Origin of the sequence: Streptomyces sp. NBC_00271 (genome assembly GCF_036178845.1) — a bacterium.
In the GTDB taxonomy this organism is placed as follows: Bacteria; Actinomycetota; Actinomycetes; order Streptomycetales; family Streptomycetaceae; genus Streptomyces.
This window is the reverse complement of the sequence record NZ_CP108070.1, coordinates 4152374-4177919: the sequence shown is the minus strand read 5'-3', so window position 1 is coordinate 4177919 and position 25546 is coordinate 4152374. Positions and strand designations below refer to the sequence as shown.

Genomic DNA, 25546 nt, shown 5'->3' with positions numbered 1-25546 from the left:
GGTGTGCGGCGCTTGGGTGGTACGCCGGTACGGAGCCGTCAGGTAACTCCGTACCGGCGTACGGCTCGGGGGACTACGGCTTCAGCAGGACCTTTCCGACCTTGGGATCGCCGGACCCCACCAACTCGATGGCCTGCGGGAACTCGGCGAGCGGCAACTCGTGCGTGACCAGCGGCAACGGGCTGAGCAGCCCGGCCCCGAAGACCCGCACGGTGTGCGCCCAGGCCGCCGGCGGCGCACCGAACACGGTGTGCACCTCCAGCTGCCGTACGACGAGATCGGTGGGGTCGAGCCCCTCGGCGCCCGGCGCCGGGATCCCCGTGAGGACCAGGCGTCCGCCGCGCCTCAGCAGGGAGGCGGCGGTGCGCGCGGCGGACGCGGACCCGGCGGTCTCGATGACGACGTCGAAGTCGTCGGGGAGTTCCTGGTCCTTCGTACGGAAGTCGGTGGCGCCGAAGTCCTTGGACAGCGCCGCCCGGTCCGGCCGGGTCCCGACCACGAGCAGCTCCGCGGGAGAGTTCGCCTTCAGGAACTGGATCGCGAACATCCCGAGCGTGCCGGTCCCGACCACCGCGACCCGCTCACCGGGCCGGGCGTTCGCCTTCAGCGCGGCGGCCGCGATGCAGGCGGCGGGCTCCAGGAGGGCCGCCGCCGTCAGGTCGGCGTCGTCCGGCAGCACGTGCAGCAGCCGCGCCGGGAGGGTCAGCGTGGTCGCCATCGCGCCCGGCTGGGTGAACCCGGTCTCCTCGTACCCCGCCGTGCACAACGTTGTCTCGCCCGCGTGGCAGCGGTCGCAGACCTGGCAGTTGCGGAAGCCCTCGCCGACGACCTTGCGCCCGACGATCGACTCCGGAACCCCGGCCCCGACCGCCTCGACGGTCCCCGACCACTCGTGGCCGGGCGTGAGCGGGTAACGGACGTACCCGTCAGGACGGTTGCCCTGGTAGACCTCGCGGTCGCTGCCGCAAATGCCCACGGCGTGCACCCGCACCAGCGCCTCACCGGCGCCCGGCCGCACCGGCTCGTGCTCGATCAGCCGGTGCTCGCCCGGCGCCTCGACGACGACCGCGGTGCTCACTGCGACCCCTTGGGCTTGCGCTGCTCCCAGCCGTCGGCCCACAGGTCGAAACGGGCCTGCTGCTGCGGGAACTCGGCCGCCGCGTCGACGTCCAGCTCGACGCCGAGACCTGGCTCGTGGGACAGCTCGAAGTAGCCGTCGACGACCTGCGGGGCGCCCTTCACGACCTTCTTGATCTCCGCGTCCGCGAAGTCGTTGAAGTGTTCGAGGATCTTGAAGTTGGGGGAGGTGAAGCCGACTTGGAGGGAGGCGGCGGTGAGGACGGGGCCACCGACGTTGTGGGGCGCGACGAGGACGTAGTGCGCCTCGGCGGTGGCGGCCAGCTTCCGGGTCTCCCAGATGCCGCCGATGTGACCGACGTCGGGCTGGATGATGTCCACGGCCTGGCTCTCGAAGAGCTCGCGGAACTCGATGCGGTCGTGGATGCGCTCACCGGTCGCGACCGGGATGTCCACCTTGGCGGCGACCTTCTCCAGGGCCTTCAGGTTCTCCGGCGGGACCGGCTCCTCCAGCCACGCGGGCTTGAAGGGCGCGAGCTCGCGGGCGAGCCGGACGGCGGTGGAAGGGGAGAACCGGCCGTGCATCTCCAGCATCAACTCGGCCTCGGGGCCGATCGCGTCGCGCACGGCCTCGATCAGCGAGACGGAGTAGAGCGTCGCCTCGTGGTCGAGCTCGAAGTGCCCGGTCCCGAAGGGGTCGATCTTCAGCGCCTTGTACCCGCGCGCCACGACCTCCTGGGCGGCCTTGTGATAGGCCTCCGGAGTTCGCTCGGTCGTGTACCACCCATTGGCGTAGGCCTTGACCCTGTCGGTGACCTTGCCACCGAGCAGCTGCCACACAGGGACGCCGAGCGCCTTGCCCTTGATGTCCCAGCAGGCCATCTCGATGACCGCGATGCCGGACATCACGATCTCGCCGGCGCGCCCGTAGTCGCCGTACTTCATCCGTCGGACGAGGTCCTCGACAGCGAACGGGTCGGAGCCGAGAATGTGATTGGCCTCGGCCTCCCGCAGATAGCCGATCAGTGCGTCGGTGTGGCCCAGCATGCGGGTCTCGCCGACTCCGGTCAGGCCCTCGTCGGTGTGCACCTGGACGTAGGTCAGGTTGCGCCAGGGCGTCCCGACCACGTGTGTGCTGATTCCCGTGATGCGCACGGCAGTTGCCCCCTGTGCTCTTGCGGCTCTGTTCGAAATTTCGTCACACGTTCGAAATGCTGGCGTGACAGTAAGGACGTGGCCCCGGAGGTGTCAATGGGTCGAACGGAACGATCGGCGGCGGATTTTGCCGGTATGCCTCGGCTCGTCGCGCGCGCGATGCTGTGAACGGGGAGCGCGGCGCGCCGGAACAGGCAGTTCCCTACATAACTTTCACAGCTGTGACTATGCACGTTACCTGTGAGGAACTTAGTCTTCCGGCGTCATGGACTACTGCGACCCGTGCCGACGGCACCTCAACGGCGCCCTTGCCTGCCCGGGGTGCGGCACCTCAGCCGAACAGCTCCGCACGCATGCGGAGCAGACCGACAAGCGTGCCGGAACGGGCGCGGGGGCGGTCGATGTCGGTGGCGACTCGTTGTACGAGGGCGACAACGACGACGATGAAGATCCCGACGACGACGAAGACGAGGACGGCGAGGACGGCGAGGACGAGGACGGCGAGGGGGAGCCGTCCGGACGGGCCGCTGCCCGGCGGCGCGGCCGTGGGCGCGGGAGAGGCCGGGGCCGGGACTCGGAGGGGCCCGGCGGTGCGAGCCGGCGGGACCGGAAGGCCGCGGCGCATCGTCGTCGGCGGCGTCGGGTGCTGCTCATCGCCGCGGGGTTCGTGCTGGCGGCGGGTGGGCTGAGCCTCGCCGAGCTCGGCATAGACGGGCCGGGGCTGTTGCCGAAGCCTGCCGCGGCCGGGGGTGAGTCGGCGGACGGGTCGGCGTCCTCGGACGCCGGGACGGCGCGGCCGAGCACCGACGCGGGGGGTTCGTCCGGTGCTACGTCCACCGCGTCGCCCTCTCCGGACGCGTCGGCGTCTCCCTCCGCTTCCCAGTCCGCCAAGGACGACAAGTCCAAGGACGACAAGAAGGACACGCAGGAGCAGTCGGCGACGACGGGTACCGGTGTGGTGCCGTCCTCGACGTCCGGCCCCGTGTCCTCGACTCCGCCGAAGTCGTCCCCCAGGCCGACGGCCGCGCCCACCTCGGCCGCGCCGTCGCCCTCGCCTTCACCTTCGCATTGCAACCGTTTCCTGTGGTGGTGCACGTAGGGGGTTCCCTGGTTTTGTCGGCTGCGGGTGGGTGGGGGCTGGCCGCGCAGTTCCCCGCGCCCCTGAGACGGGGCTTCGCCCCGAGCTTTTAGGGGCGCGTAGAACTGCGCGAGCAACCCCCACTCACCCGCAGCCGAAAACTACGGTGTGAGCATTCTCTGCAGGAGGTCCCGGAGGGACAGGCGCTCCTCGGTGGAGAGGCCCGCCAGGGGCTCGCGGGCGAAGTTGAGGGCGTCGCGGAGGGAGCGCGCGACACGCCGGCCCTCCTGCGTCGCCGCGGCCAGCTTCACGCGGCGGTCGGACGGGTCGGGGCGCCGCTCGACCAGGCCCCGCGCCTCCAGCCGGTCCACGATCCCGGTCACGTTCGACGGCTCGCACTTCAGCTTCTGGGCGAGCCGCCGCATCGGCAGCGGCTCCAGGGACAGCAGGCTCAGAAGTCGCGCCTGCGCCCCGGTCAGCGCATGCTCGGCGGCAGCGTCCTCGTACTCCTCGTGATAGCGGGCCACGACCGTGCCGATGAGGTCCACGACCTCGAGGGTCAGCGGGTCGGTACGGGTTGTTCTTTGCGTGGCCATGGGCTCCAGGCTACCCCGTTACTTGACATCATGAAATATTGAGGAGCATGGTTGTTTCAGGTACTGAAGTATTAGAGCCGTAGTCGCACGTACCCGTGCATGCACGTAGGAAAGGCACCCCCTCATGACCGAGACCCAGCTCCCCGCCGTCAACCGCGAATGGCACCTGGTCAGCCGCCCGGTCGGCTGGCCGAAGACCGAGGACTTCGCCCTGGTCGAGGCCGAGGTCCCGCAGCCGGGGGAGGGCCAGGTCCTCGTACGGAACGCGTACGTGTCCGTCGACCCGTACATGCGCGGCAGGATGTCGGCGGCCAAGTCCTACGTCGCCCCCTACGAGCTGGGCAAGGTCATGCAGGGCGGTGCGGTCGGTGAGGTCGTCGCCTCCAACGCCGAGGGCATCGAGGTCGGCGACCACCTCCTGCACTTCTTGGGCTGGCGCGAATTCGCCGTCGTGGACGCCAAGCAGGCCGTCAAGGTGGACCCGCAGGCCGCGCCGCTGTCGACGTACCTCGGCGTCCTCGGCATGACCGGCCTCACCGCCTACGCGGGCCTCCTGCGCACCGCCTCCTTCAAGGAGGGCGACTCCGTCTTCGTCTCCGGCGCCGCCGGTGCCGTCGGCAGCCAGGTCGGCCAGATCGCCAAGCTCAAGGGCGCCTCGCGCGTCATCGGCTCCGCCGGCTCCGACGAGAAGGTCAAGCTGCTCGTCGAGGAGTACGGCTTCGACGCCGCCTTCAACTACAAGAACGGCCCGGTCAGCGAGCAGCTGCGCGCCGCCGCCCCCGACGGCGTCGACGTCTACTTCGACAACGTCGGCGGTGACCACCTGGAGGCGGCCATCGGCTCCCTCAACCGGGACGGCCGCATCGCCATCTGCGGCGCGATCTCCGTCTACAACAGCACCGAGCCCGTCTCCGGCCCGAAGAACCTCGCCCGCCTCATCCAGACCCGCGGTCGCATCGAGGGCTTCCTGGTCGGCGACCACTACGACCTGCAGGCGCAGTTCGTGCAGGAGGTCGGCGCCTGGGTCCGCTCCGGCGAGCTCAAGTACAGCGAGACGGTCGTCGAGGGCATCGAGAACAACCTGGAGGCGTTCTTCGGCGTCCTGCGCGGCGACAACGTCGGCAAGATGATCGTCAAGCTCTGACCCTCCGGCCTTCGGGACGGCTGTCGCCAGGCTTCCGGCATACGGTAACTTCTTTCCGAAACCGTCGCGATCGTGGGCGCGAGTCGCGGCGGACCAAGGAGGAACGCACCGTATGTCCATCCAGCAGACCGATGTCCTCTACACCGCCGTCGCCACCGCCGAGAACGGTCGCGACGGCCGGGTCGCCACCGACGACGGCAGGCTCGACGTCGTCGTGAACCCGCCCGAGGAGATGGGTGGAAGCGGCGCCGGGACCAACCCGGAGCAGCTCTTCGCCGCCGGGTACAGCGCCTGCTTCCAGGGTGCCCTCGGCGTCGTCGCCCGCCAGGAGAACGCCGACGTCTCCGGCTCGACCTTCCCCAAGCTCTCAACTTCGTTCGAGCAGGGGAGACCCCAATCGCGAAGGTCGGCATCGGCAAGAACGAGGACGGGTTCGGGATCATCGTGGAGATCTCCGCGACGATCCCGAACGTCGACGGGGCCACCGCACGGGACCTCCTCGAATGGGCCCACCAGGTCTGCCCCTACTCGAAGGCGACCCGCGGCAACATCACCGTGACGCTCGTCTGACGGCGCTCGTTGTACACGGCGGAGGCCGCACCCTAGGACGTGGGGTGCGGCCTTCGCCCTGTCGTGGGAGACGGTCGGCGGTGTCCTACGAGACGGTCAACAGCGCCCTTCCCACCTGCGGGAACTCCCCCTTCAGATGGTCACGGAAGAGCGGCTCCGTACCGAAGAGCACGGCGTGCGGACCGCTGACGACAGCGGCCTGACCGCCGGCGGCCAGGGGCCCTCCCGTCCCGTCGGCCAGCGGGCGCCAGTGCCCGGAGACGAGCGGATCGCCCGGCGCGTACGCCTGCTCGACACGCACCCCGGGGCCGAGATCGGTGAACCAGACGGGCGCGTAGACGAAGCTGTGGTCGGGCGCGTCCGCGGTGAGCGGTCCGCCCGAATTCACCACCCGCACCACACCGTTGGCGTCACCGTTGCCCTCCACCGGCCGTACCGCCAGCAGCCCGGCCGCCGAGTTGAGCGCGGCTCCGACGGCTCCGCGGCCGACGAGACCGTGGGTGTGGAGGAAGGCGTCCAGCGCCGCCTGCGCGCCCGCGTTCAAACCGGCGTGGTCGAGCCCCGACGACACGAACAGCACGTCCACCGCGGACCAGTCGAAGCCCGCGTTCAGGGCGGCCGTCGACACCGGCACCACGTCGAAGTTCATCTCCCGCAGCGCGAAGAGCTCACCCGGCGTGACGGCCGCGGCGACGCGGACGCGGTGCAGGGGTGTCCCTGGGCTGCCTCCGGCCGTCCTGGTCCGGCTGGTCGCCTCGAAGGCCACGTCGTACGTACGGGCGAGAGCGGCGGCCCGCGCCCGCGCCGATCCCGGCACGACGGCACTGCCGTCCGCGAGCTGCCGTACCGAAACCCCCTGCGCGAGAAGGGAGTTGAGGGCGACGATCTCCTGCGGAGTGTCGAGACGCAGACGCAGATCGCCACGCGGGGCGACGTACCCGACCCGCGCGGCGGCTTCGACCCGGCGGGCGGCCGCGGCCGACAGCTCCCCGCTCCGTACGGGCACGACCGTCGCACCCCACAACCGCCCCAGACTCCAGCCCGAGATGTCGTACATCACCGACACCTTGTCACTGATGTCCCGCCCGTCGGCCAGCATCACATTGGCCAGACCGCGTTTGGGCTGGTGCAGGTCGACGACGTACGAGCCCTTCGCGTACGACCGTCCGGCCAGCCGGAAGTCGCGGGTCGCGCGCGTGACGCGGACGTCGTTGGCCAGGAGATGGTCGACGAGGCGGGCGGTGGCCGTCGCCGAACGCTGGGCGCCGCCCGCCGGGATCACGTAGGCACGCGGGAAGTCCGTCGTGTAGACGTCCTCGGGACCGATGCCCGGCACCCCCGGCACCGTTTCCGCCGAGACCGGCACCTGGGCCGCGCCCGTCGCGCCGCGCCGGAAGACCTCGATCTGGTCGGCGATGATCGAGGCGCGGTGGGTCCGGGCGTAGGCGAGGGTCGCGCGCATGGCCGCGCCGGCCACGTCCACGTTGATGGCGGACCTGCGCCTCAGTTCGGCCACGGGCAGGGTGTCGTACTCCGAGTTGTTCACCGCCAGCGGGATCTCCACGGTGTGCGCGGCGACCGTGCCGTGGAAGGCCTGGTACTGGGGCGTGAAGATCGGCGGCCAGTCGTCCCAGCCCTCCTGCTGGTCGCGGAAGGGGATCTGGACGGGCTCGACACCGTCCTTCGCGGGGGTGTAGCCGAGGCCGTTGACGGCGGCCTCCATGCCGAGGGCGTTGGCGTAGGTGTTCTTGAGGAAGAGGTCGTACTCGTAGTTCTCGCCGTGCGGCGGGGTCGTCGGCTCGATCAGGGTGCCGTTGACGTACCCGTGCAGGTCGAGCATCACGGCCGGCTGCTTGTCGATGGCGATCTGGCGGATCGCGCGCGCCTCGGGCTGCGAGGCGGTGATGAAGTCCCGGTTCAGATCGAAGCCGTTGGCGTTGGCGCGGGTGCCCGCGATCCGGCCGTCCGGGTTCGCCGTGATGTTGAAGTAGAGACGGCTGTGGGCGAGCAGGTCGGTCGTCTGCGCGTCCTTCGCGCTCGCGAGCCGCTCGATGAGCTCGAGGGCGGCGTCGGTGCCCTCCCACTCGTTGCCGTGGATGTTGTTGTCGAAGAAGACCGGCGTCTTGTACGACGACTTGACGGCCGGGTCCTTCGCCGCCGCCTGCGGCGCGTTCTCGATCAGCTCGCGCATCCGCTCCTGGTCGAGAGACTCGCCGGCGGACTCCGGGGCGGTGACGGTGACCAGATAGAGCCGGTGACCGCCGGCCGAGCGGCCCGCGACCTCCACGCTGACCCGGTCGCCGAGCCGTTGGAGGGTGTTCAGCTTCGGGGCGATGGCGTGGTACGGGGTGAGGCCCAGCTTGATGGACTTGTCCGCCGGGTTCTCCGGGTCGGGGGAGAGGACCTGCTCGCGCGGATAGCCACGGCGGGGGGCGGCGAGGCCGGAGTCGGACAGGTGGGTGACGGGGCTGGTGAGGGCGTTGCGGGCGGCGTTCGCCGGGGCCCCGGCGGCACCCGGGGACTGGTCCGTCCCTTCACGGCCCGCCCCTTCACGGACAGGGGGTTCGCGGTCCGCGGTGGCGCTGTGCGGGGCGAGGAGAAGCGATCCGGTCGCGGCGGTGAGGACAGTGGCGATCAGGACGGGTCTCGGTAGGCGCACGCGTCGTACCTCCGGTGGGGGGCCTGAGATCGGTACGGGTGGGTGGGGCACGGTTCGGTAGGGCGTACAGGTCGGTAGGGCGAGGTGTACCTGTTCGACTCTTCCTCAACAAGAGGGCCTGGGTGCCACGGTGGCCCCCCTGAACGCCATGGATGCCACGGATGGGGCATCGCCGACGGGCCGGAGGGGGCATGCTGAGGCCATAAGACGCCGTAGGGGGCCAGCGGACGGGTCCATGTGGCGAGGTGCCGTGCGTGGCGAGGAGGGCTCATGTCCCCGATTCCGTCGCTCCCCAGCATCCCCAGCAGGGATGACGTGCTGCGTATGGCGCGCAGCACGACCGACATCACCGGCCAACTCCTCGACACGGCCGGGAACATCACCAGAATCGCCCTCAACACCTTCGACCCCCGGGACGGGTCGGGGGCGGAGGCGCTGCGTGTGCTCCGGGAGACGACGGCGGAGCTGGCGGAGGCGAGTGCGTCTCCGCAGGCGCAGGAGGCGTTCTACCGGATCGTGGACACGCTGACGCGGCTCGGGACGACCGGGGCGCCGCTCGCGGTGCATCCCGTGAGCCGGCCTGCGCAGGCGTTGCTGGCGGCGCTGGGGGACAGTCTGCTGCCGATCCTCGACGCGGTGGAGCCCGCGGTGCAGGAGGCGGCGGACGCGTTGGGGGACTTGCTGGAGGCGGGGTCGCCGTTGCTGCCCACGGTGGCCGGGGTGGCGGCGGGGGCGTTGCTCGCCTTGACGCCGGTGATAGGGGCGGCGGCGGACGTGTTGCGCGACTCGTCGCCCGAACTCCGGCGTATCGCCGACGCGTTGACTTCGGCGCTGGCTCCGTTGCTGCCGCTTCAGGTGGCGCTGGCCGAGCGGGCGGCCGCGGCGGGGGTGGGGGTGGTGCGGGCCGCGCTGCCGCCGCTCGCCGACCTCACGGAGGCGGCGGCGGCCACGACGAACGCGGTGCGGCCGGTGCTGATCGCGGGCGAGGAGTTCCTTGTCTCCGGCCTCGAACACCTGCAGCCCCTGCTCCTGGCGTCGGCGTCACGGACGGGGCGGGTGGCTCGGGAGGTGGCGGTACGGGTGTCCGCGGCGGTGTCGCCCACGGCGGAGCGGGGGCTTGTGGTGGCGGTGACGCCGACCTAGCCACGTCTCCGCCTTCGGCTGCGGGGCCGGATTCGTTCGCCTGCGGGGCGGTGGGGGCTTGTCGCGCCGTTCCCCGCGCCCCTGGGGCGGGGCTGCGCCCCGGATCCCCCGCCGACCCCAGTCGCTCGTCCACCGGCCGGTGGGGGCTGGCCGCGCAGTTCCCCGCGCCCCTGAAAGCCTCGGCCCGGTCCGCATCATTCAGCCCGTCCGGCGTTTGAGGACGAGGCCGTTCAGGCCGATGCGGGGGTCCGGGGGCGGAGCCCCCGGGGATGGGACGGGTAGGGGCGGCGGGGGCGAGGGAAAAGGGGGCGAGCCCCGGTAAAGTTCGGGTCATGCGTGATCTCGGGGCGGGGTTCGGTTATCTCATACAGGGCCAGCGATGGGTGGCACGGCACGGGAAGCAGTACGGTTTCGGACTGCTGCCGGGCCTGATCACCCTCGTGCTGTACGCCGCAGCGCTCATCACCCTCGCCCTGTACGGCGAGGACTTCGTCACCTGGTCCACCCCCTTCGCCGACGACTGGTCCAGCCCCTGGCTGGGCCTCTTCCGCGGCTTCCTCACCGCCGTACTCTTCGCCCTCGCCCTCCTCCTCGCCGTCCTCACCTTCACCGCCGTCACCCTCCTCATCGGCCAGCCCTTCTACGAGTCCCTCTCGGAGAAGGTCGACAGGGACGTCTCCCCGGACGGCACGGCCCCGGAGTCCGGCCTCCCGCTCTGGCGCGAGCTGTGGATCTCCGCGCGAGACAGCCTCCGCGTCCTCGTGCGGGCCGCAGTCTGGGGCGTCCTCCTCTTCGCCCTCGGCTTCCTCCCGTTCGTCGGCCAGACCGTCGTCCCCGTGATCGGCTTCTTCGTCACCGGCTTCTTCCTCACGGAGGAACTGACCGCGGTCGCCCTCCAGCGCCGAGGCGTCGACCTCCGCGACCGCCTCACCCTGCTCCGCTCCCGCAAGACGCTGGTCTGGGGCTTCGGCACCCCGCTGGGCCTCGCCTTCCTGGTCCCGTTCGTCGCCGTCTTCCTGATGCCGGGCGCGGTCGCGGGCGCCACACTGATGGCCCGCGACCTGCTGGCCGAGGAAACGGGCGAGCCGGACGACGACCGCGGCAACCACGACACCGCGGCCGTCATCACGGTCCCCGCCGTTATCGCCCCGCCCCGCTGACGGCCACCGTCACGATCGCCCGCACCTGGGCGATGATGTCCAGCCGGTTCTGCACGAACTCGGGGTCCGTGACCGTCCCCGTCGCCGGGTCCGTGTTGCCCGTGCCGAACTGCAGTACGGGCGTGTGGACATGCCCGCCGGGCAGACTGTCGTGCAGACCGAGACGGTCGCGCAGCAGCGTCGCGCGATAGGCGATCTCGTTGGAGAGGTAGTCCCCGCCGCCCCCGGCGCGCGCCGTCGAACCCGGGGTCGGCCCGTCGGGGCGTACGACCGGATCGGTGCCGCCCGCCGGGATCTCGGTCACCGAGGTGTGGTCGTACACGGGGAAGCGGCCCGTGGCCGCGGCCACGATCCGCGCGTACGGCAGCGTTGTCGACGTCCATTGCGGCTGCGAGGCCGGGTCGGTGACGGGGATCGTCTCGGTGCGGGAGACGTTCTCGTTGTCCGGGAAGCCGCCCCGCCAGGCCCCGTTGGTCCGCTCCACGTCGAAACGGCCGACGCGGCCCTGGCTCACCGTGGTGAACAGATCCACGCGCGGGAGCTGGCGGCGCAGCGTCCGCTCCACCGTGCCCTGGGCGAAGTCCTGCCAGCGGACCGGGAACACGGCGGTCTCGATGCGCGCCGGGCCGTCCGCGGTCTGGATCGTCGTGCCGTCCAGGGCGAGGGCGGTGGCCCCGGACGGGTTGGAGATCCGGACGTCACGGTCCAGCGTGAACGGGTCGAACCCGGTGAGCAGGATCCGCTTCACGCCCTTGGCGTGCGGATAGCGGATGGCGTTCTCGCCGCGCGAGTTCTCCTCCAACTCGGCGAGCAGGCTCGCGCGTTGCGTGTCCGTGAGACCGAACTCCGGCTCCCACTGCCGCACTTCGCGCGTCATCCCCAGCCGCGCCCAGTACAGCGGCCGGTCGTCGTCCCGGCTCAGGTCGCCGCCCGCCGGGCCCCGCCCCTGCGCCCGGTCGACGGCCCGCTGCCACAGCCGCGCCCCCTGCCCCGCGACGACACGCTCGGCCTGTCCGAACGAGCCCGCCCGCTCCAGCGCCCGCGCGAACCCGGTGGCCACCGTGTCGAATCCGGAGCGCCGCAGGATCTCCTGGGGAGCGGTCTGGTCGAGGCGCTGTTCCTCGACGGTGACGGGGGCCGCCGCTGCCGCCGACGCGGTGGGTGCCGCGGCCAGGCCGCCCACCAGGGCCAGTCCGAGTACGCCCGCTCCGAGCCGAACGCGTATGTAAGTCAAGGGAGTTCATGCCTTCCGTCGCCGTGGGGTGCTGCCGGACGGCCGCAGTATCGCGTGACGGAGGGGACGTACGCCATGAGGTGTGGCACCGGCAGCCGAAGCGGCCGGGGTGGCGCGGGCGGCGGGTGGCTCAGGTGGGCAGGTGGGTCGCGGCCTCCCGCAGTGCCCCCAGGAACGCCTGCGCCGCCGGTCCCAGTGACCGGCCCCGCACCGTCGCCGCGTACACCGCCCGCGCGGGCGCCTCCTCGTCGCGCACCGCGAGCAGCGCGATGTCCGGGCGTACGGACTCGGCGGCGAGCGCCGGGACCAGGGTCACCCCGAGCCCGGCGGCGACGTACCCCTGCTTGGCCGTCCACTCGGCCACGACATGCGCGACGCACGGCCGGAAGCCGTGCCGCAGGGCCGCGTCCAGCAGGGTGCCCTCGGGGTGGGCGGAGCCGGATATCCAGTCGGCGTCGGCGAGTTGGGAGAGGCGGACGGAGGACTCGGCGGCGAGCGGATGGCCGGCGGGGACGGCGACGTACAGGGACTCGTCGAGGAGGTGGTGCAGGGTGTACGGGTCCAGCGGGGCGCGGCCCGTCGTGGAGACGATCGCCAGGTCGAGGCCGCCCGCGGAGAGCCGCTCCAGGAGCACGGGCGTCAGGCCCTCCTCGCGGGTGATCCGCACCCCCGGATGGCGCACACGGAACGCGGCGATGGCGCGGGGTACGAGCGCGGCGTCGGCCGTGGCGAACGCGCCGAAGCGCAGCCGGCCGCCCGCGAGCCGCCGCAGCGCGGCCAGTTCGCGGTTCGCGTCGTGCAGCCGCTCGACCACCGCCTCGGCGTGCGGCACGAGGACCCGCCCGGCCTCCGTCAGCCGTACACCCCGGGGCAGCCGGTCGAAGAGCGGGGCTCCGCCGAGCGCCGACTCCAGCGAGGCGATCTGCCGGGACACCGCGGACTGCGTCCAGCCGAGGGTCCGCGCGGCCACCGTGAACGAACCGTGCCGGGCGACCTCCAGGAAGACCCGCAGCCAGGTGCTGGAGAGGTCGGGTGCGGCATGCGGGTTGAGCATGAGAGCCATGCTAGACATTCGCTTGTCGCATCGCGTGGGCCCGCCTAGCGTCGACGACATGGAAAAGATCGCATTCCTCGGGCTCGGGCACATGGGCGCCGCGATGGCGCGCCGACTTCTCGCCGCGGGATTCCCGATGACCGTCTGGAACCGCACCGCCGAGAAGGCCGAGCCGCTCGTCGCCGAGGGCGCCACCCTCGCCGCGTCCCCGGCCGAGGCCGTGAGGGACGCGGACGTGGTGATCACCATGCTCGCCAACCCGGCCGCGCTCGACGCGGTCGCGGACGCCATCGTGCCGCAGCTGCGCCCGGGTACCACCTGGGTGGAGATGTCGACCGTCGGGCCTGACGTGGTCAAGGAACTCGCCGCCCGGCTCGGGGAGGGCGTGACGTTCGTCGACGCGCCCGTGGCGGGCAGCACGGACAAGGCGGCCGCCGGGCAGCTCGGCATCCTCGCGGGCGGCGAGCTGACGGGCGTCGGGCACGTGCTCGTCCATATGGGCACCGTCACCCGCACCGGCCCGGTGGGCTCCGGCGCCGCGCTCAAGCTCATCGTCAACACGGCCCTGCTCGGCGGGGTCGCCCTCGTCGCCGAGACCATGGCCCTCGCGGACAAGCTCGGCATCGACGAGAAGGTGGCGCGCACGGCGCTCGCGAACGGCCCGCTCGGTGGTGCCGTCGGCCGCGCCTTCGCCGAGGACGTGCACTTCGCCACCGCGCTCGCCGCCAAGGATGTCGCCCTCGCCACGAAGGTCGCCGAACTCCCCGTACTCGAAGCGGTGTTGGAGCACTACAAGCGTGCCGCCGCCGATCCCGCCGTCGCCGACGCGGACATCGCGAAGGCCGTCGAACACATCCGCCGCTCCGCCTGAGAGGGCCTCCCATGCAGATCACGCTCGACAACCCGCCCTCGGCGCCGGGGCCCGCCAACGGCTACTACTCCCAGGTCGCCCGGGTCGAACTGCCGGGCGCGGGATCCCTGTTGTACCTCTCCGGACAGGTCGCGGACGGCGCCGACCTCACCGAGCAGAGCCGCGGGGTCTTCGAGACCATCGACGCCCTGCTCGGGGCGCACGGGGCGGGCCTGGCGGACATCATCAACATCCGTACGTATCTGACGGACATCACCCAACTCCCCGCCTACGGTGCCGTACGCGCCCAGTACCTCACCGGTGCCCCGCCCACCAGCATGACCTTCGAGGTCTCCCGTCTCTTCAAGCCGGAGGCCCTGATCGAGATCGAGGTCGTGGCCGCCGTACCGGCCCCGCGGTAGCGCAGGCGGGGGCAGAGGCAGAGGTAGAGGCAGAGGTTGAGACAGAGGTAAGGCAGAACAGTGGCGGTCGGGGTCAGTCCTCGCCGAGCAGCGCGAGGAAGTCCCGGAACGCGCCCGGCATGTCCACCGACTCCGGGTCCAGGAGCCACTGGAACTGGAGGCCGTCCATCACCGCCACCAGCAGCGGAGCGGTGCGCTCGGGCGTGAGCCCGTTCGGCAGCCGCTCCCCGTACTCGGCGCGCAGCACCGCCGCCATGCTCGCGCGCACCCGCGCGTACCGCTCGGTGAAGTACTCGCGCGCCGGGTGCCCCTCGGTGACGCTCTCGCCGAGCAGCGCCGAGAACGTCTGGATGATCCCGGGCCGCATGGCGTTGTACTCGACCAGTGAGGCGAGCAGGTCGACCCGCCACTGGGTGTCGGGCACGGCGTCCCACTGGTCCCGCTCCTTGAGCACCGCGACGAGCAGCGCGTCCTTCGTCGGGAAGTAGTGCAGCAGCCCCTGCTGGGTCAGCCCCACGCGTTCCGCGACCGACGCCATGCTCGCGCCCCGGTAGCCGCGCTCGGCGATCACCTCCAGGGCCGCCCGGACGATCTCGGCGCGCCGCTCCTCGCTTCTGGCCCTGGTGCTCATGGCGTCACCGTACGGCATGCGTACGCATGGAATGTAACGAAGAAATAACGAAACCTACTGCTCTACAGGTATCGGATGCAGGATGGACGCGCAGAACGGATTCACAGATTCACGGACTCAATGAGGAGGCACCGCGATGGCGGGAACGCGCACACCGGCCGACGAGGCCCGCGAGGCGGTCGTCGAGGCGGCCCTCGGCAAGCTGGACCCGGACGCGAAGACGAGGCTGCTCGCCGGGCAGGACATGTGGTCGCTGCCCGCGCTGCCCGAGATCGGCCTCAAGTCCCTCGTCATGTCCGACGGCCCGATCGGCGTACGCGGTGTCCACTGGACCGCCGACGACCCGTCGATCGCGCTCCCCTCACCGACCGCGCTCGCCGCCACCTGGGACCCGGCCCTCGCCCGCCGGGCCGGCACCCTGCTCGCCCAGGAGGCCCGCCGCAAGCACGTCCACGTCCTCCTCGCGCCCACCGTCAACCTGCACCGCTCCCCGCTCGGCGGCCGCCACTTCGAGGCGTACAGCGAGGACCCGTACCTGACCGGCGAGATCGGTTCCGGCTATGTCCAGGGCGTCCAGTCGGGCGGCGTCGGCACCACCGTCAAGCACTTCGTCGCCAACGACGCCGAGACCGACCGCTTCACGGTGAACAACCTGCTCTCCGAACGTGCCCTGCGCGAGCTGTACCTGGCCCCCTTCGAGGCCATCGTCGCCAACGCCCACCCCTGGGGCATCATGACCGCCTACAACTCGGTCAACGGCACCACGATGACCGAGCACCACCACCTCGTGAACGAGATCCTGCGCGGCGAGTGGGGCTTCGACGGCTTCAACGTCTCCGACTGGACCGCCGCCCGCGCCACGGTCGGCGCCATCGAGGGCGGTCTCGACGTCGCCATGCCCGGCCCCCGGACCGTGTACGGGGAGGCGCTCGCCGCCGCCGTCCGCGCGGGCGAGGTCGAGGAGGCCAAGGTGGACGAGGCCGTCCGCAACGTCCTGCGGCTCGCCGCCCGCGTCGGCATCCTGGAGGGCGCCGAGCCGGTCGTCACCGAACCGCCCGCGACGGTGGACGGCGAGGCCCTGGCCCGCGAGATCGCCCGCCGCTCCTTCGTCCTCGTGCGCAACCAAGGGGCTCTTCCGCTCGGGGAAGGGCGCGGCGAGGGGCGCAAGGTCGCCCTGATCGGCGCCGCCGCCCGCGACGCCCGCGTCCTCGGCGGCGGCTCCGCCACCGTCTTCCCCTCCCGGGTCGTCACGCCCCTCGACGGCCTCACCGCCGCCCTCCCCGAGGGCAGCCTCGCATACGCCGTCGGCGCCGACCCGAACGAGGAACTCGCCGTCGCCGACAGGGGGTTCACCCTGCGGGCCGTCTGCCGCGACCGGGCCGGCACGGTCATCGGCACCGGCTCGGCACCCAACGGCCAGATCCAGTGGATGGGCGAGGACCTCCCCGAGGGCGTCACCCACGCCACCCTCCACAGCGTCGAACTGACCGGCACCTTCACCCCGCGCGAGAGCGGCACCCACACCCTCGGCGTCAAGGGTCTCGGCGCGTTCACGCTCACCGTCGACGGCACCGTCCACTTCGACGACGTCCAGCGCGGCACCAAGGACGACCCCTTCGAGGCGTTCTTCGGCGCCCCCGTCGAGCGTGCCCAGGTGGACCTCGTCGCCGGTGAGACGTACGAGGTGGCGCTGCGGCACGTCATCGTCGTCCCCGAGGGCGCACCGCTGAAGGTGATCGGCTTCGCGCTCGCCCACCAGGACCCGCGCCGCGACCCCGACGAACTCATCGCCGAGGCCGTCGAAGCCGCCCGCGCCGCCGACACCGCCGTCGTCGTGGTCGCCACCACCGACCGCGTCGAGTCCGAGGGCTTCGATCGCAAGGACCTCCGGCTGCCCGGCCGTCAGGACGAGTTGGTGCACGCCGTCGCCGCCGCCAACCCGAACACCGTCGTGGTCGTCAACGCCGGCTCCCCGGTCGAGCTGCCGTGGCGCGAGGAGGTCGCGGCCGTACTGCTCAGCTGGTTCCCCGGCCAGGAGGGCGGCGCCGCCCTCGCCGACGTCCTCACGGGCGCCCACGAGCCCGGCGGCCGGCTGCCCACCACCTGGGGCTCCCGCACGGCCGCCCCCGTCACCCAGGTGGTCCCGGCCGACGGCGAACTCCCGTACACCGAGGGCGTGTTCATCGGCTACCGCGCCTGGGAGAAGGAGGGCAGGACCCCCTCGTACGCCTTCGGACACGGTCTCGGCTACACCGACTGGACGTACGAGTCGATCGAGCTCGGCGGCGACGGCGGTTCCGGTGCCGGTTCGGGTTCGGGTTCGGGTACGACGGTCACGGTCCGCGTCCGCAACTCCGGTGCGCGGGCCGGGCGCGAGGTCGTCCAGGTCTATCTGGCGCCCGTCGAGGCCGACGCCGGGCGTCCGGCCCGGTGGCTCGCCGCGTTCGCGGGCGTCGAGGCGGGCCCCGGCGAGAGCGTCGACGTCGTCCTCGTACTCCCGCGCCGGGCCTTCGAGGTCTGGGACGAGAGCACCGGAGCCTGGGTGTTTGTGAAGGGTTCGTACGAGGTTGCTGCGGGCCGCTCGATCGTCGACCGTCGGGTCGCGGCGACGATTAACGTCTGACGCGGGACGAGTCCACCCCGAGCAGCCCCGGTCCGGAACCTGACATCCGGATCGGGGCTCGTCGGTTCCCGGCCACCACCGTCGATGCGCGGCGAGAGCGTCTGGCGGCCGGTCGCCGGCTACCGGTCGTCGGCTACTGGTCGCGGACGCCGAACCCGTACACGGTCTCCGACCGGTACACCCCGCCCGGCCGCAGTTCCGTGCTCGGGAACTCGGGGCGGTTGGGGGAGTCGGGGAAGTGCTGGGTCTCCAGCGCGACGCCGTCCCCGGGGGCGAAGGGGTCGCTCAGGTGCTCCGCGGTGTACAGCTGGAGCCCGGGCTCGGTGGTCGCGACCGTCAGCGTCCGCCCGGAGGACGGGTCGTGCAGCTCGGCGACCTCGACGGCGGTCTTCGTGAGCCCCTTGTCGAGCACGAAGTTGTGGTCGTAGCCGGCGCCGACCTTCCGCGCCGTACGGAAGTCGAACCGCGTCCCGTCGACCGCGTCCAGCGCCCCGGTGGGGATCAGATCGGCGTCCACCGGCGTCAACCGCGAGGCGTCCAGCCGGAGTTCGTGGCCGCCGGCGTTGCCCGTACCGGCCAGGTTCCAGTACGTGTGGTTCGTCAGGTTCACCACGGTCGGCGCGTCCGTGACCGCCTCGTAGGCGATCCCCAGCGCGCCCGCCTCGTCCAGCGTGTACGTCGCCGAGACCTCCAGACGGCCCGGGAAGCCCTCCTCGCCGTGCGGGGAGACCCGGGTCAGGCGCAGCCCGTGATCGACCGGCTCCGCGTCCCACACCCGCTTGTCGAAGCCGCGCTCCCCGCCGTGCAGCGAGTTGGGCGGGTTGTTCTGCGCCAGGTGACAGGTGAGGCCGTCGAGGAGGAAGCGGCCCCCGGCGATCCGGTTCGCGTACCGTCCGACCAGTGCCCCGAAGTACGGGCCCGTGTGCGTCAGATAGCCGTCGAGTTCGGAGAACCCCAGCACCACGTCCGCGCGCCCCCCGTCCCGGTCCGGGACCTCGACCGACTGGACGATCCCGCCGTACGTCAGGATCCGCACCCGCACTCCGGCGCGCTCCAGCGTCCAGCGGTGGACCGGGGTGCCGTCGGGAAGAGTGCCGAAGAATTCGCAGTGCATGATCGAAAGCCTAGGCCAAGGATCCGAACGGCAGGGTCTAGGGCCTGCCGTTCGGATCAGGTCGTTTCAGGAGACGGCGCTTGATCAGCGCCGGAGTGCGTGCCAGACCCCGCGGCCCAGGCCTGATCCGAACGGCAGGCCCTAGCTCACCGGCTTCGTCGCCGTCACCACCCGATAGGCCATCTCCGCGAGCCGCGCCTGCCCGTCCCTGCTCGGGTGGAACCAGTCCCAGTGGCTCAGCTGGTCCGTGCCGAAGCGGTAGTCGAAGACCGCGCCCCCGTCGAAGCGGCAGTGCTGGTCCTTGGCGCACACCTCCTTCAGGACCTGGTTGTACGCCTCCACCCGGTCCTGCACCGTCGTGCGCCGCCGCATCGCCGACGTGGTCAGGGAGTCCGCGTCGCCCAGCATCGAGGGGCAGATACCCAGCTTCCAGATCTGCTTGCCCAGCGGGTTGCCTCGCCCCTCGGACCACAGCCGCTTCAGATCCGGCACGCTCGACACGTACACCTGGGTCTTGGGCAGCGCGTCGCGCAGTGCCTCCATGGCGTCCTCGAACTCGGAGCGGAACTGGGCGACGGGGGTCATCGCCGACACCGACGAGCGGCAGGCGTCGTTCGCACCCGCCATCACGGTCACCAGCTCCGGCTTGTTCGTGACGGCCTGTGCCATCTGGTCGGGGAGATCCGCCATCCGGGCACCGGTCACCGCGTAGTTCCAGCTGCGCTCGGCGGCCCCGGCCTGCCCGAGCAGCCGTACGGCGAGGCTCTTGACCTTCGTGTCGCTGCCGGTCGCCCAGGACACCTCCGGACAGTCGGACAGCACGGTGCACGCGTCGAAGCCACGGGTGATGGAGTCCCCGACGGCGGCCATCGACGTCGGGCTGCGGTCCCAGGTGGGGGTCGGCTTCGGGAGCGCCTTGGCCGTCGTGCCCCGGGGCGCCGGGGAGTTGTCACCGACGGCGTCGCAGCCGGCGACGGCGACGCCCAGGAGAGCCGCCGACGCGATGGCGAGGGCGGCCCGAGAACGGTGACTCCTGTGACGCATCCCTGATCCCCTCGTTCGTCAAGCGCGATTGCTCAGCACGATTGCTCAGCACCCATGCGACACGGTTGGCCGACACCCCGCGGTACACGACCGGTCGCACCGCGTCCCCTTGGGTGAAACCTCAATGTTTCTGGGCGCTGGGACCGACGGTACGTCACACTCCTTGCGCCGCCGCACGGTAGCCTCGCCACGTGGCCGCCCTGCCACTGCCTTTCCGCTAAGTTACAAGATGTCTCGCTCTGTCCGGAGGCCCCAGTGACGACACGTGGAGTTCTCTACGTGCACTCCGCGCCCCGCGCGCTGTGCCCGCACGTCGAGTGGGCGGTCGCGGGCGTGCTCGGTACCCGCGTCAACCTCGACTGGATCCGGCAGCCCGCCGCGCCGGGCACCTGGAGATCCGAGTTCTCCTGGAAGGGCGAGGTGGGCACCGCCTCCAAGCTGGCCTCCGCGCTGCGCGGCTGGCAGATGCTGCGCTTCGAGGTCACCGCCGAGCCCTGCCCCACGGCCGAGGGCGAGCGCTACAGCTGCACCCCCGAACTGGGCATCTTCCACGCCGTCACCGGAATCCACGGCGACATCCTGATCCCCGAGGACCGCCTGCGCGCCGCCCTCCTGCGCTCCCAGCGCGGCGAGAGCGACCTGGAGTCCGACCTCGCCAAACTCCTGGGCAAGCCCTGGGACGACGAACTGGAACCCTTCCGCTACGCGGGAGAGGGCGCCCCGGTCCGCTGGCTCCACCAGGTGGTCTGACTCTTAGTCGCCTTCAGGGGCAGCGCCCTGTTTTTAGGGGCGCGGGGAACTGCGCGACCAGCCCCCACCGCCCCGCACCCGACGAACAAGCAAATGTGGCCCGGACTCCGACAGGGAGTCCGGGCCACACGCCGGTTCAGTACACCTACGGCCGCATTCAGATCGTACGGAACGCCAGCACCACGTTGTGCCCACCGAACCCGAACGAGTCGTTCAGGGCAGCGATGCGGCCCTCGACAGGCAGCTTGCGAGCCTCTCCGCGCACGATGTCGGCGTTCGCCTCGGCCTCGGGGTCGAGGTTCTCGACGTTGATGGTCGGCGGAGCGATCCGGTTGTACAGCGCCAGCACCGACGCCACCGACTCCACGCCCCCCGCGCCACCGAGGAGATGACCGGTCATCGACTTGGTCGCGGAGACCGCCATGTGGTCGGCGTCGTCGCCGAAGACCTTGCGCAGCGCCTTCAGTTCCGCCACGTCACCGGCGGGCGTCGAGGTCGCGTGCGCGTTCACGTGCACGATCTCGGCCGGGTCCAGGTCGGTGTTGTCGAGCAGGTTCTGCAGGGCGTGGGAGATGCCACGCCCCTCCGGCTCCGGCTGCACGATGTCGTGGCCGTCGGCGGAGATGCCCTGGCCGACCGCCTCCGCGTACACCCGGGCTCCGCGCTTGGCGGCGTGCTCGGCGGACTCCAGGACGAGGACGCCGGCGCCCTCACCGAGGACGAAGCCGTCACGGGCGACGTCGTAGGGGCGCGAGGCGCCCTGCGGGTCGTCGTTGTTCTTGGACATCGCCATCATGTTGCCGAACGCGGCGATGGGCAGCGGGTGGATCGCCGCCTCCGTACCACCGGCGACGACGACGTCGGCGCGCCCGGTGCGGATCATCTCGATGGCGTAGCCGATGGCCTCGGCGCCCGAGGCGCAGGCGGAGACGGGGGTGTGCACGCCGGCGCGGGCGCCGACGAGCAGGCCCACGTTGGCGGACGGGCCGTTCGGCATGAGCATGGGAACGGTGTGCGGGGAGACGCGGCGGACGCCCTTCTCCTTCAGCACGTCGTACTGGTCGAGCAGCGTCGTCACGCCACCGATGCCGGAGGCGATGACGGTGCCGAGCCGGTCCGGGTCGACGGAGGTGTCGTCGCCGGCCTTGTCGGTGAAACCGGCGTCGGCCCAGGCTTCCTTGGCGGCGATCAGGGCGAACTGCGCCGAGCGGTCGAGACGGCGGGCCTGCGGGCGGGGGATGACCTCGCCCGGCTCCACGGCGATCTGCGCCGCGATACGGACCGCCTGGTCGGCGGCCCAGTCCTGCTCCAGGGCGCGGACACCGGACTTGCCGGCGACCAGGCCCTCCCAGGTAGAGGCTGCGTCGCCACCCAGCGGTGTGGTTGCGCCGATACCGGTGACGACCACGGTGCGATTGGTCGAGCTCACGGGAATTCTTTCTCCAAATACGAGGATTCAGCGGCGCCACCGCCGGGTGGCGGGGCAACGGACTGATCGGTGGACCGGGCCGGGCGAACCGGGCCCGATCGCTGGATCAGGCCTGGTGCTTGAGGATGTAGTCGGTCGCGTCGCCGACGGTCTTGAGGTTCTTGACGTCGTCGTCCGGGATCTTGACGTCGAAGCGCTCTTCGGCGGCGACGACGACCTCGACCATGGACAGCGAGTCGACGTCCAGGTCGTCGGTGAAGGACTTGTCCAGCTGGACGTCCTCGGTGGGGATCCCGGCGATCTCGTTCACGATCTCGGCGAGACCTTCGACGATCTCTTCCTGAGTGGCGGCCATGTCAGGCGCTCCTTCGGTGTGTATCCAGAGAGGGTTGGCGGTAGTCCGTACGGACCGGATGATCCGGTACGGAGTGCCTAGGGGAGGGTAACGACCGTCGCGGCGTACACGAGACCCGCCCCGAAGCCGATGACGAGCGCGGTGTCGCCGCTCTTCGCCTCGCCGGTCGCCAGAAGCCGCTCCATCGCGAGCGGGATCGAGGCGGCCGAGGTGTTGCCGGTGGTGCGTACGTCACGCGCGACCGTGACGTGCTGCGGCAGTTTCAACGTCTTCACCATCGAGTCGATGATCCGCTCGTTGGCCTGGTGGGGAATGAAGACGTCCAGGTCGTCCGCGGTGATTCCGGCCGCGTCCAGCGCCTGCTGGGCGACCTTCGCCATCTCGAACACGGCCCAGCGGAACACCGCCTGGCCCTCCTGCGTGATCGCAGGGAACTTGACCTCGCCCTTGGAGTCGAGCGGAAGCTCCGACACGTCGCCGATGCGGAAACGGTCCCACGGCACGGTCTGCTTGATCGTGCCGGCCTTGTCGCCCTCGCTGCCCCACACGGTCGGGCCGATGTGCGGCTCCTCGGAGGGGCCCACGACGACCGCGCCCGCGCCGTCACCGAACAGGAAGGCCGTCGCACGGTCCTCCAGGTCGGTCAGGTCGGACAGCCGCTCCACGCCGATGACGAGGACGTACTCCGCCGAACCCTCGACGATGATGCCCTTGGCGAGCGTGAGGCCGTAGCCGAAGCCCGCGCAGCCGGCCGAGATGTCGAAGGCGGCGGCCTTCTGCGTGCCGAGCTTGTCGGCGATCTCCGTCGCGACGGCCGGAGTCTGGCTGAAGTGCGAGACGGTCGAGACGACCACGGCGCCGATCTGGTCGGCGTTGATCCCGGCATCGGCGATGGCCTTGCCGGACGCCTCGATCGACATCGCGGCGACGGTCTCCTCGTCGGAGGCCCAGTGCCGGGTCTCGATGCCGGAGCGCGAGCGGATCCACTCGTCGGAGGAGTCGATCGTCTCGAGGATCACCTCGTTCGGCACGACCCGGACAGGACGGTAGCCGCCCACACCCAGGATCCGCGCGTACGGGGCGCCCTTGCTGGGCCTGATCTTCGACATGCTCTGTCGGCTCCTTAGGCGGAGGCGTGCTCGGCGATGAGCTCGCGAGCCGCGTCGAGGTCGTCGGGGGTCTTCAGCGCCAGGGTCTTCACACCCGGCAGCGCGCGCTTGGCGAGTCCGGTGAGGGTGCCGCCCGGGCAGACCTCGATCAGCGCGGTCGCGCCGAGCTCCTGGAAGGTCTCCATGCACAGGTCCCAGCGAACCGGGTTCGCGACCTGGCCGACCAGTCGCTGCACGACCTCGGCGCCGGTCGTGACGGCCTTGCCGTCCTTGTTCGAGACGTACGCGATCTTCGGGTCCACGGGGCTCAGGGCCTCGGCGGCTCGTGCCAGCGTCTCGACCGCGGGTGCCATGTGGTGCGTGTGGAACGCGCCGGCGACCTTCAGGGCCACCACGCGGCGGACGCCCTCGGGCTTGTCCGCCTCCAGGGCGGCCAGCTGCTCCAGCGTGCCGGCGGCCACGATCTGGCCCCCGCCGTTCACGTTCGCCGGGGTCAGGCCGAGCTTCTCCAGGTGCGGGACCGTGGTCTCGGGGTCCCCGCCGAGCAGCGCCGACATACCGGTCTCGGTGATCGCGGCGGCCTCGGCCATCGCCAGACCCCGGGTGCGCACGAGCTTCAGCGCGGCCGTGGCGTCGAGCACGCCCGCGAACGCGGCGGCGGTGATCTCACCGACGCTGTGACCGGCGACGGCACCGGGGCCGAGCTCGGCGACGTCACCGAGCGCGGCGGCGGAGAGGAGACCGGCGGCGACCAGGAGCGGCTGCGCGACAGCCGTGTTCCGGATCTCGTCCGCGTCTGCCTGGGTGCCGTAGCGGGCAAGGTCGAGCCCGATGGCGTCCGACCACGCGGCGAGGCGGTCGGCGGCACCGGGGAGATCGAGCCAAGGGGTCAGGAAGCCAGGCGTCTGAGCGCCCTGGCCGGGAGCGACGAGTACGAGCACTCTCACACTCTCTCTTGTGGACGGCCACGGCCGCCCGTGGGGACAGGGACGAAGAACACGAAGGGGAATTGTAGAGCCCCGACAAAAGCCTAGGCTTGAGGATCCCCATCAGCTAGACGCCCCAGGATCAGCGCGATCCGCAGTGTGAACGCGGATCGTACATCCGATGGCGACCAACCGGTGACGTCAGTCACACGTCGGAGCCGGTAGCGCACGGTGTTGGGGTGAACGAAGAGCATCCGGGCCGCGCCTTCGAGACTGCTCGCCTGTTCCAGATAGACACTGAGCGTTTCCAGCAGTGCGGAGCCGGCTTCCTCAAGCGGTCTGTAGATCTCCTCCACCAGTTGCTCGCGCGCCGAGGGGTCCGAGGCGATCGCGCGCTCCGGCAGCAGATCGTCCGCCAGAACCGGGCGCGGGGCGTCCTGCCAGGCGAAACACGCCTTCAGCCCGGCGGCGGCGGCCTGCGCGGAGCGGGTCGCGGCGAGCAGATCGGGCACGATCGGCCCCGCGACGACGGGCCCGGCGGCGTACGGCCCGATCAACGACTTCGCGACCCCGAGCGGATTGTTGTTACCCCCCGCGATGACCACGAGCCGGTCCCCGAGCACACCGGTGAGCACCTGCAGCTTGGCGTGCCGGGCCGCCCGCCGGATCGCCTCGACCGTCAGCTCGCTGTCACCGTCGGGCGCCGTACCCAGCACCACGCAGACATGTTCGGGCGAGTTCCACCCGAGGGCGGCGGCCCGGCTGACGGCACCTTCGTCGGCCTCGCCGGAGAGCACGGCGTTCACGACGAGCGATTCGAGGCGGGCGTCCCAGGCGCCCCGGGCCTCGGCGGCCTGCGCGTACACCTGGGCGGTGGCGAAGGCGATCTCCCGGGCGTACACGAGCAGCGCCTCACGCAGTACGGACTCGTCGCCCGGGGCGGCGACCTCGTCGATCGCGCTCTCCATGACCTCGATGGTCGTCCGCACCATCTCCACGGTCTGCCGCAGGGTGATCGCCCTGGTCAGCTCGCGTGGCGCGGTCCCGAACACATCGGTGGAGATGGCCTGCGGGGCGTTCGGGCGCCGGAACCACTCGGTGAAGGCCGCGATACCGGCCTGTGCGACGAGCCCGATCCAGGAACGGTTCTCCGGTGGCATGGCCCGGTACCACGGCAGCGTCTCGTCCATCCGCGCGATGGCCTGGGCGGCGAGACTGCCGGAGGACTTCTCCAGCCGCTTCAGGGTCGCGGAGTGCGCGTGGATGTCGTGCGCTGGGCGCTCGGTGTTGCTGGATTCGGGTTCGGGCACGGGACAAGACTGCCTTATCAGGACGGAGGCGTGCGGCGGCGGGTCGTAAGTAGGCGGGGGGAGGGCCTGGGGCGGGGCTACGGTGTCCGTTGTGACGGACGTACGGCGACGAC

General features: G+C 71.3%; 22 protein-coding genes and 1 pseudogene. 9 read left to right on the top strand and 14 right to left on the bottom strand.

From position 1 onward, the window contains the following. Positions 1-73: 73 nt before the first annotated feature. Positions 74-1078 carry a zinc-dependent alcohol dehydrogenase gene (locus OG798_RS19415; RefSeq protein WP_097226043.1) on the bottom strand — a complete coding sequence of 335 codons (1005 nt, stop codon included), beginning with the start codon at positions 1076-1078 and terminating at the stop codon, positions 74-76. Beyond that, positions 1075-2232: a mandelate racemase/muconate lactonizing enzyme family protein gene (locus tag OG798_RS19410; RefSeq protein ID WP_054233607.1), complete on the bottom strand. Its 1158-nt coding sequence runs from the start codon at positions 2230-2232 to the stop codon at positions 1075-1077. The genes OG798_RS19415 and OG798_RS19410 overlap by 4 nt, the downstream gene beginning before the upstream one ends. Positions 2233-2497: 265 nt before the next feature. Between OG798_RS19410 and OG798_RS19405 the strand changes: the two genes are divergently transcribed. Further along, positions 2498-3331 (top strand): SCO2400 family protein, encoded by an 834-nt coding sequence (locus OG798_RS19405; RefSeq protein ID WP_328757385.1) that lies wholly within the window; start codon positions 2498-2500, stop codon positions 3329-3331. Between the two features lie 140 nt (positions 3332-3471). Here the strand turns inward: OG798_RS19405 and OG798_RS19400 are convergent, their stop codons facing one another. Next, positions 3472-3906: a MarR family winged helix-turn-helix transcriptional regulator gene (locus OG798_RS19400; RefSeq protein ID WP_095854871.1), complete on the bottom strand. Its 435-nt coding sequence runs from the start codon at positions 3904-3906 to the stop codon at positions 3472-3474. Positions 3907-4030: 124 nt separating this feature from the next. Here OG798_RS19400 and OG798_RS19395 point away from each other — a divergent pair, with 124 nt between their 5' ends. Continuing rightward, the gene (locus OG798_RS19395; RefSeq protein ID WP_067369522.1) at positions 4031-5050 is read left to right on the top strand and encodes an NADP-dependent oxidoreductase; all 1020 of its coding nucleotides are present in this window, start codon (positions 4031-4033) and stop codon (positions 5048-5050) included. 112 nt (positions 5051-5162) lie between these two features. Then, a pseudogene (locus OG798_RS19390) lies at positions 5163-5620 on the top strand (organic hydroperoxide resistance protein). A gap of 85 nt (positions 5621-5705) precedes the next feature. On the opposite strand, the gene OG798_RS19385 reads toward OG798_RS19390, so the two are convergent. Further along, entirely contained in the window at positions 5706-8279 is a 2574-nt protein-coding gene (locus OG798_RS19385; protein ID WP_328757383.1) for a M14 family zinc carboxypeptidase, read from the bottom strand. A 270-nt stretch (positions 8280-8549) separates the two neighbouring features. Here OG798_RS19385 and OG798_RS19380 point away from each other — a divergent pair, with 270 nt between their 5' ends. Then, the gene (locus OG798_RS19380) at positions 8550-9422 is read left to right on the top strand and encodes a hypothetical protein (RefSeq protein WP_328757382.1); all 873 of its coding nucleotides are present in this window, start codon (positions 8550-8552) and stop codon (positions 9420-9422) included. A gap of 332 nt (positions 9423-9754) precedes the next feature. Then, positions 9755-10582, top strand: a complete 828-nt coding sequence (locus OG798_RS19375) for an EI24 domain-containing protein (RefSeq protein ID WP_121416252.1) — start codon at positions 9755-9757, stop codon at positions 10580-10582. On the opposite strand, the gene OG798_RS19370 is transcribed toward OG798_RS19375, so the two are convergent. Together OG798_RS19370 and OG798_RS19365 are read right to left on the bottom strand one after the other, a co-directional pair. Beyond that, entirely contained in the window at positions 10563-11816 is a 1254-nt protein-coding gene (locus OG798_RS19370; protein WP_267061662.1) for a pyroglutamyl-peptidase I family protein, read from the bottom strand. The two genes, OG798_RS19375 and OG798_RS19370, sit on opposite strands and share 20 nt — an antisense overlap. Before the next feature lie 130 nt (positions 11817-11946). Then, positions 11947-12879 (bottom strand): LysR family transcriptional regulator, encoded by a 933-nt coding sequence (locus tag OG798_RS19365; protein WP_267061661.1) that lies wholly within the window; start codon positions 12877-12879, stop codon positions 11947-11949. 49 nt (positions 12880-12928) lie between these two features. On the opposite strand from OG798_RS19365, the gene OG798_RS19360 reads away from it, so the two are divergent. Further along, positions 12929-13741 carry an NAD(P)-dependent oxidoreductase gene (locus OG798_RS19360; protein WP_121416255.1) on the top strand — a complete coding sequence of 271 codons (813 nt, stop codon included), beginning with the start codon at positions 12929-12931 and terminating at the stop codon, positions 13739-13741. Positions 13742-13752: 11 nt separating this feature from the next. Then, complete coding sequence (locus OG798_RS19355) at positions 13753-14142, top strand: RidA family protein (protein ID WP_267061660.1); 390 nt, start codon at positions 13753-13755, stop codon at positions 14140-14142. Between the two features lie 73 nt (positions 14143-14215). Here the strand turns inward: OG798_RS19355 and OG798_RS19350 are convergent, their stop codons facing one another. After that, positions 14216-14791, bottom strand: a complete 576-nt coding sequence (locus OG798_RS19350) for a TetR/AcrR family transcriptional regulator (RefSeq protein ID WP_095854879.1) — start codon at positions 14789-14791, stop codon at positions 14216-14218. Between the two features lie 118 nt (positions 14792-14909). Here OG798_RS19350 and OG798_RS19345 point away from each other — a divergent pair, with 118 nt between their 5' ends. After that, on the top strand, positions 14910-17396 hold the full coding sequence (locus OG798_RS19345) for a glycoside hydrolase family 3 protein (RefSeq protein WP_328757380.1): 2487 nt from the start codon (positions 14910-14912) through the stop codon (positions 17394-17396). 133 nt (positions 17397-17529) lie between these two features. Here OG798_RS19345 and OG798_RS19340 read toward each other — a convergent pair whose 3' ends face one another. Together OG798_RS19340 and OG798_RS19335 are read right to left on the bottom strand one after the other, a co-directional pair. After that, positions 17530-18510, bottom strand: a complete 981-nt coding sequence (locus OG798_RS19340) for an aldose epimerase family protein (protein WP_095854881.1) — start codon at positions 18508-18510, stop codon at positions 17530-17532. 141 nt (positions 18511-18651) lie between these two features. Further along, positions 18652-19554 (bottom strand): SGNH/GDSL hydrolase family protein, encoded by a 903-nt coding sequence (locus tag OG798_RS19335; protein ID WP_328757378.1) that lies wholly within the window; start codon positions 19552-19554, stop codon positions 18652-18654. A 255-nt stretch (positions 19555-19809) separates the two neighbouring features. On the opposite strand from OG798_RS19335, the gene OG798_RS19330 reads away from it, so the two are divergent. Next, a complete protein-coding gene (locus OG798_RS19330; protein WP_067369479.1) occupies positions 19810-20304 on the top strand; it encodes a DUF3145 domain-containing protein in 495 nt (164 codons plus the stop codon). Between the two features lie 157 nt (positions 20305-20461). Here OG798_RS19330 and fabF read toward each other — a convergent pair whose 3' ends face one another. The 5 genes from fabF to fasR form a co-directional block, all read right to left on the bottom strand. Then, the gene (gene fabF / locus OG798_RS19325) at positions 20462-21733 is read right to left on the bottom strand and encodes a beta-ketoacyl-ACP synthase II (RefSeq protein WP_095854883.1); all 1272 of its coding nucleotides are present in this window, start codon (positions 21731-21733) and stop codon (positions 20462-20464) included. A gap of 106 nt (positions 21734-21839) precedes the next feature. Continuing rightward, positions 21840-22088, bottom strand: coding sequence for an acyl carrier protein (locus tag OG798_RS19320; RefSeq protein WP_028800941.1), 249 nt, complete (start codon positions 22086-22088; stop codon positions 21840-21842). A 77-nt stretch (positions 22089-22165) separates the two neighbouring features. Continuing rightward, positions 22166-23197, bottom strand: coding sequence for a ketoacyl-ACP synthase III (locus tag OG798_RS19315; RefSeq protein WP_267061658.1), 1032 nt, complete (start codon positions 23195-23197; stop codon positions 22166-22168). 14 nt (positions 23198-23211) lie between these two features. After that, positions 23212-24138, bottom strand: a complete 927-nt coding sequence (locus tag OG798_RS19310; RefSeq protein WP_267061657.1) for an ACP S-malonyltransferase — start codon at positions 24136-24138, stop codon at positions 23212-23214. A gap of 89 nt (positions 24139-24227) precedes the next feature. Next, a complete protein-coding gene (fasR, locus tag OG798_RS19305) occupies positions 24228-25433 on the bottom strand; it encodes a fatty acid biosynthesis transcriptional regulator FasR (RefSeq protein ID WP_095854885.1) in 1206 nt (401 codons plus the stop codon). Between the last annotated feature and the right edge of the window lie 113 nt (positions 25434-25546).

What these genes read in the sequence shown, in the direction of transcription:
- OG798_RS19405 (WP_328757385.1), top strand. Translation starts at nt 2,498, where the DNA reads ATGGACTACTGCGACCCGTGCCGACGGCACCTCAACGGCGCCCTTGCC.
- OG798_RS19400 (WP_095854871.1), bottom strand. Translation starts at nt 3,906, where the DNA reads ATGGCCACGCAAAGAACAACCCGTACCGACCCGCTGACCCTCGAGGTC.
- OG798_RS19395 (WP_067369522.1), top strand. Translation starts at nt 4,031, where the DNA reads ATGACCGAGACCCAGCTCCCCGCCGTCAACCGCGAATGGCACCTGGTC.
- OG798_RS19380 (WP_328757382.1), top strand. Translation starts at nt 8,550, where the DNA reads ATGTCCCCGATTCCGTCGCTCCCCAGCATCCCCAGCAGGGATGACGTG.
- OG798_RS19375 (WP_121416252.1), top strand. Translation starts at nt 9,755, where the DNA reads ATGCGTGATCTCGGGGCGGGGTTCGGTTATCTCATACAGGGCCAGCGA.
- OG798_RS19365 (WP_267061661.1), bottom strand. Translation starts at nt 12,879, where the DNA reads ATGGCTCTCATGCTCAACCCGCATGCCGCACCCGACCTCTCCAGCACC.
- OG798_RS19360 (WP_121416255.1), top strand. Translation starts at nt 12,929, where the DNA reads ATGGAAAAGATCGCATTCCTCGGGCTCGGGCACATGGGCGCCGCGATG.
- OG798_RS19355 (WP_267061660.1), top strand. Translation starts at nt 13,753, where the DNA reads ATGCAGATCACGCTCGACAACCCGCCCTCGGCGCCGGGGCCCGCCAAC.
- OG798_RS19350 (WP_095854879.1), bottom strand. Translation starts at nt 14,791, where the DNA reads ATGCCGTACGGTGACGCCATGAGCACCAGGGCCAGAAGCGAGGAGCGG.
- OG798_RS19345 (WP_328757380.1), top strand. Translation starts at nt 14,910, where the DNA reads ATGGCGGGAACGCGCACACCGGCCGACGAGGCCCGCGAGGCGGTCGTC.
- OG798_RS19340 (WP_095854881.1), bottom strand. Translation starts at nt 18,510, where the DNA reads ATGCACTGCGAATTCTTCGGCACTCTTCCCGACGGCACCCCGGTCCAC.
- OG798_RS19335 (WP_328757378.1), bottom strand. Translation starts at nt 19,554, where the DNA reads ATGCGTCACAGGAGTCACCGTTCTCGGGCCGCCCTCGCCATCGCGTCG.
- OG798_RS19320 (WP_028800941.1), bottom strand. Translation starts at nt 22,088, where the DNA reads ATGGCCGCCACTCAGGAAGAGATCGTCGAAGGTCTCGCCGAGATCGTG.
- OG798_RS19315 (WP_267061658.1), bottom strand. Translation starts at nt 23,197, where the DNA reads ATGTCGAAGATCAGGCCCAGCAAGGGCGCCCCGTACGCGCGGATCCTG.